At 72.4% G+C, this 13,479-nt stretch carries 11 protein-coding genes and 1 pseudogene; 6 read left to right on the top strand and 6 right to left on the bottom strand.

Annotated elements, in window-relative coordinates:
• Nucleotides 1-24: 24 nt before the first annotated feature.
• Nucleotides 25-963, top strand: coding sequence for an NADP-dependent oxidoreductase (locus tag JNW87_RS00475; protein WP_109803400.1), 939 nt, complete (start codon nt 25-27; stop codon nt 961-963).
• A gap of 297 nt (nt 964-1,260) precedes the next feature.
• Here JNW87_RS00475 and JNW87_RS00470 read toward each other — a convergent pair whose 3' ends face one another.
• The 6 genes and pseudogenes from JNW87_RS00470 to JNW87_RS00450 all read right to left on the bottom strand — a co-directional run bounded on the left by JNW87_RS00470 (nt 1,261) and on the right by JNW87_RS00450 (nt 7,301).
• A complete protein-coding gene (locus JNW87_RS00470; protein ID WP_238452689.1) occupies nt 1,261-2,406 on the bottom strand; it encodes a mandelate racemase/muconate lactonizing enzyme family protein in 1,146 nt (381 codons plus the stop codon).
• A 61-nt stretch (nt 2,407-2,467) separates the two neighbouring features.
• Nucleotides 2,468-3,175, bottom strand: a pseudogene (locus JNW87_RS41165) (glycoside hydrolase family 88 protein); the annotation flags it as partial.
• Between the two features lie 224 nt (nt 3,176-3,399).
• A complete protein-coding gene (locus JNW87_RS00465; RefSeq protein ID WP_109803397.1) occupies nt 3,400-4,683 on the bottom strand; it encodes an ABC transporter substrate-binding protein in 1,284 nt (427 codons plus the stop codon).
• A 25-nt stretch (nt 4,684-4,708) separates the two neighbouring features.
• Nucleotides 4,709-5,554, bottom strand: a complete 846-nt coding sequence (locus tag JNW87_RS00460) for a carbohydrate ABC transporter permease (RefSeq protein ID WP_109803396.1) — start codon at nt 5,552-5,554, stop codon at nt 4,709-4,711.
• On the bottom strand, nt 5,551-6,498 hold the full coding sequence (locus JNW87_RS00455; RefSeq protein ID WP_109803395.1) for a carbohydrate ABC transporter permease: 948 nt from the start codon (nt 6,496-6,498) through the stop codon (nt 5,551-5,553). The genes JNW87_RS00460 and JNW87_RS00455 overlap by 4 nt, the downstream gene beginning before the upstream one ends.
• Nucleotides 6,495-7,301, bottom strand: coding sequence for an IclR family transcriptional regulator (locus JNW87_RS00450; protein ID WP_109803394.1), 807 nt, complete (start codon nt 7,299-7,301; stop codon nt 6,495-6,497). The genes JNW87_RS00455 and JNW87_RS00450 overlap by 4 nt, the downstream gene beginning before the upstream one ends.
• Before the next feature lie 113 nt (nt 7,302-7,414).
• On the opposite strand from JNW87_RS00450, the gene JNW87_RS00445 reads away from it, so the two are divergent.
• From JNW87_RS00445 to JNW87_RS00425, 5 genes are read left to right on the top strand one after another with little or no spacing between them, the layout of a single operon-like run.
• Nucleotides 7,415-10,684 carry a hypothetical protein gene (locus tag JNW87_RS00445; protein WP_238452688.1) on the top strand — a complete coding sequence of 1,090 codons (3,270 nt, stop codon included), beginning with the start codon at nt 7,415-7,417 and terminating at the stop codon, nt 10,682-10,684.
• Nucleotides 10,681-10,998, top strand: a complete 318-nt coding sequence (locus tag JNW87_RS00440) for a hypothetical protein (protein WP_238452687.1) — start codon at nt 10,681-10,683, stop codon at nt 10,996-10,998. The genes JNW87_RS00445 and JNW87_RS00440 overlap by 4 nt, the downstream gene beginning before the upstream one ends.
• Nucleotides 10,950-11,843 carry a mandelate racemase/muconate lactonizing enzyme family protein gene (locus tag JNW87_RS00435; protein WP_238452686.1) on the top strand — a complete coding sequence of 298 codons (894 nt, stop codon included), beginning with the start codon at nt 10,950-10,952 and terminating at the stop codon, nt 11,841-11,843. Before JNW87_RS00440 ends, JNW87_RS00435 begins: the two co-directional genes overlap by 49 nt.
• The gene (locus JNW87_RS00430) at nt 11,844-12,740 is read left to right on the top strand and encodes a dihydrodipicolinate synthase family protein (protein ID WP_109803391.1); all 897 of its coding nucleotides are present in this window, start codon (nt 11,844-11,846) and stop codon (nt 12,738-12,740) included.
• A complete protein-coding gene (locus tag JNW87_RS00425; protein ID WP_109803390.1) occupies nt 12,737-13,459 on the top strand; it encodes an SDR family NAD(P)-dependent oxidoreductase in 723 nt (240 codons plus the stop codon). The genes JNW87_RS00430 and JNW87_RS00425 overlap by 4 nt, the downstream gene beginning before the upstream one ends.
• Nucleotides 13,460-13,479: the final 20 nt, after the last annotated feature.

Raw genomic sequence — 13,479 nt, 5'->3', positions numbered from 1 at the left:
AACTTTCTTGGAAAGGATTCGAGCATGCGAGCGATCACCGTGCGAGACCGTGACGCGGGTGTCAGCGGGCTCACCCTGACCGACATGCCTTACCCCCACGCTGCGGAAAACGACGTCATCGTGCGCGTGCACGCCGCAGGCTTCACCCCCGGAGAGCTCGACTGGCCGGGAACGTGGTCCGATCGCGCCGGTCGCGACCGGACACCCAGCATCCCCGGGCACGAGCTGTCCGGAGTTGTGGTCGAGCTCGGCTACGGAACCACCGGCCTCACCGTGGGCCAGCGGGTGTTCGGACTGACCGACTGGACCCGCAACGGATCCCTGGCCGAATACACCGCGGTGGAGGCTCGCAACCTCGCCCCCCTCGCGGCCGACATCGACCACACCGTGGCCGCCGCGCTGCCCATTTCCGGACTGACCGCGTGGCAGGGACTGTTCGACCACGCCCACCTCACGACCGGCCAGACCGTCCTCATTCACGGCGCCGCGGGCGGCGTCGGCTCGATCGCCGTTCAACTCGCGCGGGAGGTGGGCGCCCGCGTGATCGGCACCGGCCGAGCCGACGACCGTGATGTCGCGCTCGGCCTCGGCGCGCAGACCTTCCTCGACCTGGACGCCGACGATTTGCAGCACGTCGGCGAGGTGGACGTGGTGTTCGACGTCATCGGCGGCGACATCCTCGAGCGATCGACCGAACTGGTACGCCCGGGCGGCACCCTCGTCACCATCGCCATGCCACCTACCGTGCAGCCCAAGGACGGGCGAGCCGTCTTCTTCGTCGTCGAACCTGATCGCGCCCGGCTGACCGACCTCGCCCAGCGCCTCCGGACCGGACGGCTCAACCTCATCGTCGGCGCCGTGCGACCGCTTTCCGAAACGGCCTCCGCGTTCGCCCGCCACCGCCGCACGCCCGGCAAGACGATCATTCAGGTCGCGGACGAACAAGGAACGCAGCACTCGTGATCAGTGTGCAAATGCCAGCGGCGTGCTGATCGCCGGCACGGCTGCCGCGGTCGTCGGATGCGCCCCTGCGACCGAGCGTCCGACCACCTGGCCACCGCGGGCAGGGTTTCGAGCATGGCCAGGTGGCTCACGAAGGTGCCGGCGCGCTGGGCTGTGGTCGTGGGTCAAGACGGTCCTACCGCCGCGCTGGAACGGGCACAGCGCGACGCGCGGGTGACACGCCATTGGCGTACGGCGGAACACTTGAACGGTCGCGTCAGTCACCGGTCAGCGTCCGCACCACTTCTTCGTCGACCGTTATGCCGAGGCCTGCTCCGCGCGGCACCTCGCAGCGCCCGCGCAGCGCGCGACCGCGTCCGGCGCGACGGCGGTGAGCGGGTTGGTGCCGATCCAGTGTTCGAGCACCGCGAAGTTGGGCATCGCCGTGGCGCACTGCACGCTGGCGTACCAGTGCACGGCCGAGCCGATGCTCACGTGCGGGGTGGCCTGCGCGCCGAACGCGTCGGCGAGCGCCGCGATACGCATGGTCTCGGTGATGCCACCGGCCCGGCACACGTCGGGCTGAAGCACCCGTAGTGCGCCGGCGCGGAGAAACTCCAGCGCCCGGTGCCGGGTGGCCAGCGAGTCGAGCGCGAGCGGGATGTCCAACCGCGCGGCGAGGGTGGCGTACCCGTCGAGGTCCTCGGGAGGCAGCGGCATCTCGAAGAACCCGATGCCGGCCTCCTGGAGGGCCCGGCCGACCCGCAGTGCCTGTGGCACCTCGTACTGGCCGGCGGCGTCGGCGTAGACGGACGCCTGGTCGCCGAAGACCTCGCGGACGGTCTGCACGGAGGCGATGTCGTCCTCGGGGCGAGCACCGATGGCCACCTTGACCGCGTCGTAGCCGAGGTCACGCAGCCGTTCGGCCTCCCGGCGCACCGCCCGCTGGCCCTCGGCACCGGAGCCGGCGGGCGCGGCGGGCACGCCGGAGGCGTAGAGCCGCAGGGTGTCCCGGTACCGGCCGCCGAGCAGGGCGTGCAGCGGTTGGTCGAGGGTGCGGGCCCAGGCGTCCCAGAGGGCGATGTCGAGACCGGCGAGGGCCTCCAGCCAGAAGCCGCTGTCGTGGCCGCGGACCCGCATGCCGGTGTAGACGCGGTCCCAGGTGCGGGCGATCTCGTCGAGCCGGGAGCCGACCGCGAGCGGCGCGATCAGGTCGTCGAGAATGGCGGCGGTGGCGCGGGCGCCGACCGGGGCCTTCGCCTCGCCCCAGCCGACGACGCCGTCGGCGGTCTCGACGCGGACCAGCACGGCGTCGATGGTGTCGCTGTAGACGTAGCGGCGGCGTTCCATCGGCGGGTAGTCCACCAGCGCGCTGCCGTGGTCGGCGCTCCACGCCCGGGCACCCCAGTAGGTCTCCGCGGGCTTGGCGCGCACCGCGTAGCTGCGGACGTCGACGACCTTCATCTGCTCTCCTCCTCGTCGGGTCCGTCGCCGGTGGGCGCGCCGGGGCGATGCGGTCCAGTGCCGCGTGCAGCACCGGGGCCTGCCCCCAGGGAAAGGCGCCAAGGGCGCGGTCGTGGTAGTCGGGGGCGGCGCCGACCGGGGTCGCCTCGGACACGGCGAGGGTGCCGCCGGGGGTGAGCCGGCGCAGCGTCGCGGTCCAGGCCCGGTCGGCCATCGCGCGGTGGGCGGGATCAACCAGGCCCGCGTCGATCGCGTGGGGCACCGTCCAGGCGAGGTACGCGGCGACGCTCGCCTCGACCGGCGCGTCCAGGTCGTCGACCACGGTCGACCACTGTCCGTCGCGTTCGTGGGCAGCGAGGGCGTCGACCAGCCGGGTCAGCCGCTCGGCGAGCCCGCCGTCGTACGCCCGGGTGAGGGTGTCGGTGAGGCCGAGCAGCGCCCACGCCTGCCCGCGGCCCCAGGCGACGCCATTGCCCTGCCGCGCCGCGGTGTCGTAGCCGTGCTGGAACAGCCCGTTCGGCAGTTGCAGCGCGGCGGCGTACGCGGTGGCGTACGCGACGGCCTCGTCGGGGTGGCCCAGCGCGGCAAGGCCGGGCCCGTCGGTGTGCATGCAATCGACCCAGATCGTCGACTGCCACGGCGGCAGGTCCGGCCGGTGCAGCCGCGGTCCGCCCGGGTGCCGGGGCCGGGCGTGCCGGACCGCCGCCAACCACCGCCGGCAGACGTCGGCGACGTCGATCCCGGGTCGGCGGGCGGCGAGGGCGAGCATCGCCTCCACGGCGATGAGGTGGTCGGTGGGATCCGGCGGGGCGGTCAGCGACGGGGTCACCAGGTCGACGACCCGCTGGGTCAGGTCCGGCCGATGCAGCGCGTCGCCGGCCCGGAGGAGGGCAGTGAGGGTGCCGTCGACGCCGAAGCCCCAGATCCGCGGCGTGGTGGCGGCGGTCGCTTCGGCGATCGCCGCCACCAGCCCGGTGTCGCGCGCGGTGTCGGTCACTTGATGAGGGCCTGCACCGCCCGGCCGGCTTCGCGCATGGCGTCGGCGGGCTTGGTCTTGCCCACCAGCACGGCCTGGACCTGCTCGGAGATCGCCGTCTCCATCTGCGCATACTGGGGATACTTCCAGAACGGGTTCGGGGTGGCGGTGGCGGTGATGCGCTCGCTGAACTGCGAGGTGAACTGGTCGGTCTTCACCTGCTCGGAGGCGAGCGCGGCGGTGGTGGTGGGTGGCAGCGAGAGGTCCTTGAAGTAGCCGAGGACGGTCTGCTCGTCGGAGGTCAGCCACTTGGCGAAGTCGGTGGCGGTGTTGGCGCCCTCCCCCTCGACGACCACGACGGCGTGGCCCCACTGCACGGCCCGGGGCTTGTCGCCGGCGTTCTTCACCGGACGGGCGATCGGGTCCAGCTTGTCGGCGATGGACTTGTCAGGGGAGCCCTTGACGACGAAGTCCCGGCCGACGATGGCGTCGTCGTACATCGCGGTCTTGCCCTGGGCGAACAGGGTGCGGGCGTCGACGCGCTCCACGTCCGGGGCGATCAGCTTCTCGTCGTAGAGCTTCTTGTACCAGGTGACCGCCTCGACGCTGGGGTCGTCGCCGACAGTGACCTTGTCGCCGTCGAGCAGCGGGCTGCCGAAGGTCTGCATCCAGATGAGGATGTCTTTGAGCTGCGCGACCTTGGTGGAGGCGGCGTACGGGATTGCCCCGGTGCCCTTCAGGGCCCGCAGCGCGGCCTCGAAGTCGGCGATGGTGGCGGGCGCGGTGGTGATGCCGGCCTTCTGCATCAGGTCGCGGTTGGCGATCAACCCGATCGCGGCGGTCGTCCAGGGCAGGCCGACCTGCTTACCGTCGACCTGGCCGGAGGTGAGGGCGGCCTCGGTGTAGCCGGCATCCTTGGCGACGTCGCCGAGGTCGCGTAGCTTGCCGAGGGCGGCGAGGCCGGCGAGCCAGGCAATGTCCATCTGCGCGGCCCCGCTGAACTGTCCGCCGCGCACCTGGAGGGTGAGCTGGTTGAGGTAGTTGTTGTAGGCCAGCGGCACGCCGTTGACGGTGATGCCCGCCTTGCTGCCGTACCCGCTCATCAGCTCTTCGATCTTGGCTTTCGAGGCGTTGTCGGCCAGGCTCCAGGACGCGAACGAGAAGTTGGTGGCGGATTTGGCGGTGTCCTTGTCGGGGCCGTCGGCGCTCGGCGCGCAGGCGGCCAGGCCGCCGAAGCCGACGGCGCCGGCACCGAGTCCGACGAGGCGGAACATGTCCCTGCGGGAAAGGTTGCTACTCATTGGTGGACCTCCGGGACGGGTTGGGTTATCCCTTGATGGCGCCGGCGGTGATCCCGCCGACAAGGAATCGTTGGAGTGCGATGAACGCGACGACGACGGGCAGGGACGCGATCAGGGACGCGGCCATGAGTTCGGCCCACTGCGCGGTCGCCTCGCCGAGGAAGGCGTTGACCAGTCCGGGCGGCAGCGTCGTCTTCTCGCGGCCGGCGAGGGTGAGGGCGAAGACGAAGTCGTTCCAGCCGCGGACGAAGGCGAAGAGTCCGGCGGCGATGAGGCCGGGCGCCGACAGCGGCAGGATGACCGAGTGGATGGTGCGCAGCCGGGACGCGCCGTCGACGCGGGCGGCCTCGACGAGGGTGTCGGGGATGGTGTCGAAGAAGCCTTTGAGCATCCAGACGCATAGCGGCAGCGTGAAGGTGGTGAACGACAGCACCAGCGCGGTGTAGGTGTCGAGCAGGTGATAGGCGCTGAACAGGGCGTAGAGGGTGACGAGCAGCAGAGCTTGGGGGAACATCTGCGAGGAGAGCACGAAGTACATCAGGCTGCGCCGGCCACGGAAGCGGAACTTGGAGAAGGCGTAGCCCATGTATGCGGACACGGTGACGCTCAGCACGGCGGTGATGACCGAGACCACCAGGCTGTTGAGCAGGTACCGGGCCAGCGCGGGCTCGTCGGCGAGCCGGGCGAAGTTGTCCAGGGTCAGCTCGGTGGGGAAGAACGACGGCGGGTAGCGGAACGTCTGCTGCGCGGGGGTGAACGCGGTGGCGAGCATCCAGTAGACGGGCAGCAACCCGAACCCGCCGAGGACGACGACGGCGATCCAGGCCGCGGCGCGGGAGCCGCAGGTGTCCCGTGCGGAGCGCTTGCTCATAGCTGTCCCTCCCGCTCGGACCGGCGGACGTAGATCGCGACCATGCCGAGCAGCAGCACCATCCACAGCAGGCCGAGTGCGCCGGCGCGGCCGAGGTCGAAGCCCTGGAAGGCGGTCTCGTAGACGGCGGTGGCAAAGGTCTCGGTGGCGCCGGCCGGGCCGCCGCCGGTCATCACGTAGATCAGGTCGAAGTGCTGGAAGTTCCAGATCAGTTCCAGCAGTAGGACGATGCCGATGATGCCGCGCAGGTGCGGCAGGGTGACGGCGAAGAACCGCTGCACCGCGCCGGCGCCGTCGGTCTCCGCCGCCTCGTGCAGTTCGAGCGGCACGGTCTGCAGACCGGCGAGGAGCATCACCATGATCCACGGGAAGCTGGCCCAGGTCTTGGCGACGATGACGGCGGTCATCGCGGTGCCCGGCCCGGCGAGCCAGGCCTGCGGGGCGTCGATCAGCCCGAGCGCCTCCAGCGCGCCGTTGGCCAGCCCGTAGTTGGCGTTGAAGATCCACATCCAGAGGAACGACACGACGACGCTGGGCACCAGCCAGGGGATGAGCAGCAGCCCGCGCAGGGTGGCTCGGCCCCGGATGCGGGTGTTCAGGGCTAGCGCCAGCGCGAGCCCGACGAGGAACGGGGCGATCGTGGCGCCGACGGTGAAGACCAGGGTCTGGCGCAGCAGCCGCCAGAAGTCGCCGCCGAGCAGGTCGGTGATGTTATGCAGCCCGACGAAGGTGCGGCCGGGTTCGACGAGGCTCTGCTCGAAGAACGCGGTGACCAGGGAGGCGACCAGTGGGTAGACGACGATCGCGGCGAGCATCGCCAGGGCGGGCAGCATGAGCAGCGCGGCGAAGGCGCCGTCGCCGAGCGACCGGGGCGGGCGGTTGCCGGCCGGCGGGGACGCCGGCGTGCGGCCGGTGGTGTCCGGGTGGGCGGTGTCGGTGCTCATCGGACGGCCTGCACCCGGCTGGGGATGCGGTCGGCGGGGCCGAGGTAGCCCAGCCCGGTGCTGATCGCGTCGGCGGCTTCGATGACCATGCGGGACAACTCGGCCTCCCTTGTGTCGAGGTCAATCGCGGAAAGCGGTCCGGAGACCGACAGCGCGGCGCAGACCGTGCCGGTGTGGTCGAGGATCGGGGAGGCGATGCAGGCCCGCCCGAGGGCGAGTTCCTCGACCTCGGTGGCGTAACGCCGCTGCGCGGCCCGCTCGACGGCCGCGTCGAGGGCAGTGTGGTCGGTGATGGTGGACGTGGTGTAGGGCGGCAGGTCGGGCAGGAGCGCGCGGCGCTGCTGGGCGTCGGTGCCGATCAGCAAGCACTTGCCCAGCCCGGTGGCGTGCAGCGGGTTGTGCTGGCCGATCAGCACGAACGACCGCGGGGCGAGGGTGCCCTCGAAGTTGCACAGGTAGAACAGCGTGGCACCGCTGCGGATCGCGACGTTGGCGCCGAGGCCGAGTTCCGCGGCAAGGTTCTGCGCGCGTTGGCGGGCCTCGCGGTGCACGGGGTGACTGTTGAGGGCGACGCCGGCCATCGTGATCAGTGCCGGGCCGAGCTGGTAGAGGCCGCTGAGCTGGTCGCGTTGCACGAGGTCGCAGGATTCGAGGGTGGCCAGCAGGCGGGACGCGGTCGACTGGCCGAGTACGGCGTGGCGGGCGACGTCGGACACCCGCAGCGCGGGCTGGCCGGCGAGGAAGGCGTTCAGCACGGCGGCCGCCTTCTCCACGCTCTGGTTGGTGCCCTGGTCACTCGCCACCGGCTCTCCCTCTGGACGTGCCATCCATCGTCGTGTCAGAGTGGCGCTCATGTTGCATCGTGTCAATCGCGGATTGCATACGAGTTGCAGAATCGCGACGTCGGAGCGCCTCCGTGACATCTGACCGTGCGTTTTCGTCTTTCGATCGCCCCATAGAGGTCGACGGCCACGGCCACCCCGACGGGCGGCACCTGCTCGGCGCGGCGCTGCCAGCGATGACGGGCAACTTCGCGATCCGCACCGCCGTGCGGGTGCCCGAGCCGCGGCACGGCGCCGACGTCAGCAGCGCCGAACTACGGGTCAACGCCGACGCCGAACGCTGGTACGCGATCCGGCTGCGGGTCCGCACCGGCGTGCGGTACCTGTCGGTGCTCCGGCACGCCGACGGGCACGCCGAACTGCTCGCCGACAACATCCTCGCCTTCGACTTCGGCCGGTGGCTGCCCGTCGAGGTGACCGTCGCCGACGGCCGGATCACGGTCGCGGTCGACGGGCGCACGGCGGCCACCGTCACCGACCGCGACCCACTCGACGGCGGTGGGGTCGGCGTCGGTGCCACCGCCATGGCCGCCGCCTTCGCCCCGGTGGAGGTCGTCCACCTCGGCCCGCGCACGGTGCGCGCGGCCGGCCGCGCCGATGCCGCCGGCCCGGACTTGACCACCGCCGCCGCCGTAGCCGTCGAGCCGTACGCCGCGGTCGAGAGGGCCGCGCACCGCCTGGAGGTCGCCGCCCTGCGGTGGGACGGCGGAGCGGGCTACGCCACCGACCTGCTCGTACGGGGCGACGGCGGCTGGGAACGGGTCGGCGACGACCGGTTCGGCGAGCGGTGGCTGGTACTGCACGGAGACGGCGGCAGCCGCCGGAACCCGCAGGGGACCCTCGACCGGCACCCGGTGACGTTCGACCAGGTCGAACGGCTCGGCCCGAACGCGGTGCGGCTGCGCGGCGGCGACCGGCAACTGTTCTCCCTCGCCGTCACCTGGCGGCTGGACGGCCGTCACCCCATGGTGGACGTCAAGCTGACCCCGCGGGTCGACGGCCGGTTCGTGGTCGCCTACCGGGCGTTCGCGGCGTCACCGGTCGACGAGGTCGACGAGGTGCTGTGCGGGCCACTGCGGCACGCCCGGATGGTCGGCGGGCCGGCGTCCGTCGGGCGCGACGAGCTGTTCGCGCCGCTGTGCCTGGTGCGGCGCGGCCCGATCACCACCGGCCTCTTCGCGCCGGCCGCCGAGCTGCCGTTCGAGTACGAGTCGGCTCGCGGCGACGACGACCAGCCGTTCGGCATGAGCCTCGGCACCCCCGAGGGCACGGTGCAGCCCACCCTATACGCCCCACAGTACGGCCGGCGGGCCGACCTGCGCGCCGGCGAGCCGTACCGGTTCACCGTCGGGGTGTACGCCGGCCGCACCGAGCTGTACGACGCCTACCGCGACCTGCTGCGCGGCGAGTACGGCTACACCGCGTACCGGCGCAACGTATTCGGCTGCTCGCTGACCGACACCGTGCACAACCTGATCGACCTGATGAAGGCCGGCCCGACCGCCGACGACCGGGTCGACTACCAGGGCTCGCCGAGCGGCTGGTGGAGCCGGGCCAAGGGCTACATCGACATCGAGAACGACCAGGCTGTCCGCGCGACCACCACCTCGGTGCTGCTCGGGGCCTACCAGCTGACCGGCGACGACGAGCTGTACGAGACCCGGGCGCTGCCGACGGTCGAGTTCCACCTGTCCCGCAACGCCTACGGCTGGACGCCGCGCGAGGACGCCACCGTCTACGGCGACCCGACGAAGAACCAGCTCTGCGGCACGCCGTTCGGCGCGCCCGCGCTCGCGCCGCTGTACGCGCTGTCCCGGGGCGGGCTCACCGCCGCCCGGGAGCTGGCGCTCTCCTCCCTCGACACGCAGGACTACTGGCTGAAGCGCACGCCGATGAGCGCGCCACTGGCCGCGTACCGGATGACCCGAGAGGAGAAGCTGCGGCAACAGGCCGAGGAGGCCGCCGACCGTTACATCGCCGAGGAAATCGACCAGCCGTACGGCGGCGAGGCCGACCCGCACGACTTCGCCGTCTACTACTGCCGCGCCTGGGTCGAGCTGCTGGAGATGTACGAGGAGACCGGCCGGCGCCGCTACCTCGACGCCGCGCACATGGAGGCGAAAAGGTTCACCACCATGGTGTTCGCCCGCCCGGTGCCCGACGGCACGGTCACCGTCCCGCAGCGGCCGCTCTTCGTCGACAGGCAGATCGAGCTAACCGGCTGGTGGGACCCCGCCGACCTGTACGACTACCCGGCTACCGACGTGCCCGACGAGCAGGTGCCGGCCTGGCAGGTGTCCCCGACGGGGCTGAGCATCGAGGCGGTGAACACCTACCGGTTCAACGGGTTCACCCTCAACCCGGCGTGGGCGCCATTCCTGCTGCGGCTCGCCGCGCACACCGGCGACGACCTGCTGCGCGACGTAGCGCACAACGCGCTGGTCGGCCGGTTCACCAGCTACCCCGGCTACTACTACCGGCAGCTGACGGTCCACCACATGCGCCCGGACTTCCCCTGGACCGGGCCCTTCGGCAACACCACCATCTACTACCACCACGCGCCCGCCCAGCTCGGCATGGCCATCGACTACCTGATCGCCGAGCACGAGACCCGCTCCGGCGGCGCGATCGCCTTCCCGGCCGAATTCGAGCAGAACTACGTCTGGTTCGCCTACCGCGTCTACGGCCACCGGCCGGGTCGCTTCCACGGCGAGGACGGGGTCTGGCTGTGGCTGCCGAAGGGCCTGGTGCGGCTGGACACCGACCAGGTCAACTGGATCGCCGCCGAGGGTGGGGACCGGCTCTGCGTCAGCCTCACCAACGCCGCCGCGACCCCGGGCACGGCGACGGTGACGCTGGACCCGGCGCGGGTGCCGATGACCCCCGGCACTCCGTACCGGGCGACGGTGATCCGCGACCGCGGCGTACCGGAGCAGGCCACCGTCGTCGACCATCGGCTCACCGTCGAGGTCTCCGGGCACGGCATCACCGCGATCGTGGTGCACGGCGTCGGCCCGCTGGACGTACCGCTGCACCGCGCCCAGGCCGCGCCGGTCGGCGCGCACCGCTTCGACGACGGCCCGGTGGGCCCGGTGCGCGGCATCCTGATCCCCAAGCCGGACGGCAGCCGGCATCACGCCTACGTGCAGGCCGCCACCCGCGAACCGGCGACCCTGCACTGGTCGCTCGACGACGGCGCCACCTGGCACCAGCTCGACCGCACCGTCTACCCGAACGAATGGACCGTGCCGGTGGACGACCTGTCCGCCGCGTTCATCTACGCCGTGCAGGTCGGCGACCAGCGGTCCCGGCCGGTACGGCTGGCCTGCGGAGCGGAGGCATGATGCGGGTCCGCGAGGTCCACACCCACGTGCTGAAGCTGCGCACCGACCAGGCCTACCTGGGACCGAAACGCGACGGCGGCACCATCGGCGACGGCTACGAGGTCCGCGAGCCGTGGCGCAGCCTCTACTCGTCCCGCTACGAGACGCTGCTGGTCGAGGTGATCGCCGACGACGGCACCACCGGATGGGGCGAGGCCCTGGCGCCGGTGCGCCCGAGGTACCGGCCGCCATCGTCAACCTGCTCCTCGCGCCGGTGCTCGTCGGCATGGACGCCACCGCCCCCCGTCCTGCCTGGCACCGGCTGCGCGACCTGATGCGCGAACGCGGGCACATGGTCGGCCACCAGGCCGACGCGCTCGCTGCCGTCGACATCGCGCTTTGGGACCTCGTCGGCCGGCTGACCGGGCTCAGAGTCGCGCAGCTGCTCGGCGGTGCGTTCCGCACCCGCCTACCCACGTACGTCTCCGGGCTGCCCCGGTCCACCGACGCGGAACGGGCGGCGCTGGCCCGCGACTGGGTCGACCGGGGGGCCACGGGGGTCAAGCTGCACCTCGGGCACGGCGTCGCCGCCGACCTGGCCACCGTCGACGCCGTCCGGGACGCCGCGCCCGGCCTGCGGATCGCCGTGGACGGGCACTGGGCGTACGGGGTCGACGACGCGGTCGCGCTGGCCCACGGGCTCGCCGAACGGGACGCCTGGTTCCTGGAGGCGCCCCTCGCGCCGGAGGACGTCGCCGGGCACGCCGAACTCACCGCCCGCTCGGCCGTGCCGATCGCGGTCGGAGAGGCGCTGCGCAACCGCTACGAGTTCGCGCAGTGGCTCGACGCCCGGGCGCTGCGGATTGCCCAACCCGACGTGGCGCGCACCGGCATCACCGAGGCGATGGCGATCGCCGACCTGTGCGCCGCGCGGCACGTACCCGTCGCTCCGCACCACTCCGTCGGCATGGGGGTCTCCCTGGCCGCCGGCCTGCACGTCGCCGCGGCCGTCGCCGACCTCGCCGCCTTCGAATACCAGCCCACCTCCACCGAGGTTGGCGCCCGCATCCTCACCGACCCGGTGCCCCTGCACCCGGCCGCGTTCGACCTGCCCGCGGGACCGGGACTCGGCGTCAACGTCGACGCTGACACGGTTCGCGCCCTGGCCAAGGAGTCCTGAGTGCCCCACACCGTCCACGGCCTCGTGCCGATCCTCGCGACCCCGTTCGGGCCCGACGGCGCCCTGGACCTGCCCAGCCTGCGCCGGCTCACCGAGTTCCAACTCTCCAGCGGCGTGACCGGCGTCGCGGTCTTCGGCATGGCCAGCGAGGGCTTCGCGCTCACCACCGACGAGCGGACCCGGATCCTCGCCACGGTCACCGACGTGGTCGCCGGGGCCGTACCGATCGTCGCGGGGGTGAACGGCACCTCGACGGTGACCGCGATCGAACAGGCCGACGCCGCGATGGCCGGCGGCGCGAACGCACTGATGGTGCTGCCGCCGTTCATGGTCAAGCCCACCCCCGACCAGCTGCTCGCCTTCTACGGCGAGGTGGCCTCGGCCGCCAGTGTCGAGGTCATGGTCCAGGACGCGCCCGGCGCCACCGGCGTCACGATGGCACCCTCGCTCATCGCCGAGCTCGGCAAGCTCGACGGCGTCACCTCGGTGAAGGTGGAGTCGCCCCCGACCGCGCCGAAGGTGGCGGCCGTGGTCGCCGCCCGCGCCGACGAGGGCTTCGCGGTGCTCGGCGGCCAGAACGCCCAGTTCTGCCTGGAGGAGTACGCCCGCGGCGCGATCGGCACCATGCCGGCCTGTGAGTTCCCCGACCTGCTCGCACCCGTCCTCGCCGACTGGGAAGCCGGCCGGCACGCCGAGGCGCGCGCCGCGTTCACCCGGCTGCTGCCGCTGATCCTGTTCGGACTCCAGCAGGGCATCGCCTGGGCGGTGCACAAGGAGGTGCTGGTGCGCCGCGGCCTCATCGCCGACGCCACCGTACGCTCGCCGGCCCGCCCGCTCGACGCGGCTGGCCGGGAGTCGCTCAGCGCCATCCTCGCCGACCTGGAGCTGGCCGGATGAGCGGCCGCGGGGTCCTCGTGGTCGGCGCCTCCTCACCGATCGGCACCGCGATCGGCCGGGCATTCAGCGACGCCGGTGACCGGGTCGTCGGCGTCTCGCTCGACGAGCACACCGACCCCGCGTTCACCGCCGAGCTGGTGGCCGACTGCGCCGACCCGGACGCCGCGGCCGCCGCCGTCGCCGAGGCGCACCGCATCCTCGGCCGGCTGGACGTGGTGGTGCCCGCCGCCGCGGTGATGCCGGTCGCCCCGGCGACGCAGACCACCGACGCGCAGTGGCGGATCGCCCTCGACGCCACCCTCGGTTCGATGTTCTACGTCGTCCGGGCGGCGCTGCCGCTGCTGCCCCGCGGCGGGGCGATCGTCGCGGTCAGCTCGGTCAACGCCACCCTCGCCGCGCCCGGCCTGCCTGGCTACGCGGCGGCGAAGGCCGGCGTGGAGGGGCTGGTCCGCCAGCTCGCCCTGGAGTACGGGCCTGCCGGCATCCGGGTCAACGCGGTCGCACCAGGCATGATCGGCCAGGCGGACGTGCCCCGAGTCACCGAGGGCTACCCGCTGCGGCGGGTCGGCCGCCCCGAGGACGTGGCCACCGCAGTGGCGTTCCTCGCCTCCCCGATCGCGGACTTCATCACCGGCACGGTGCTGCCGGTGGACGGCGGCCTTTCCATCGCCTCGCCCGCCGCGTGGCTGCGGCCCGACCTGCGCGCCCGATGGCTGTGACCGGACCCGTACCCTCCCAC

The organism is Micromonospora sp. ATA51 (genome assembly GCF_016802855.1).
In the GTDB taxonomy this organism is placed as follows: Bacteria; Actinomycetota; Actinomycetes; order Mycobacteriales; family Micromonosporaceae; genus Micromonospora; species Micromonospora sicca.
Note: the sequence above shows the minus strand (reverse complement) of the source record. Positions and strands in the feature narration are given on the sequence as shown.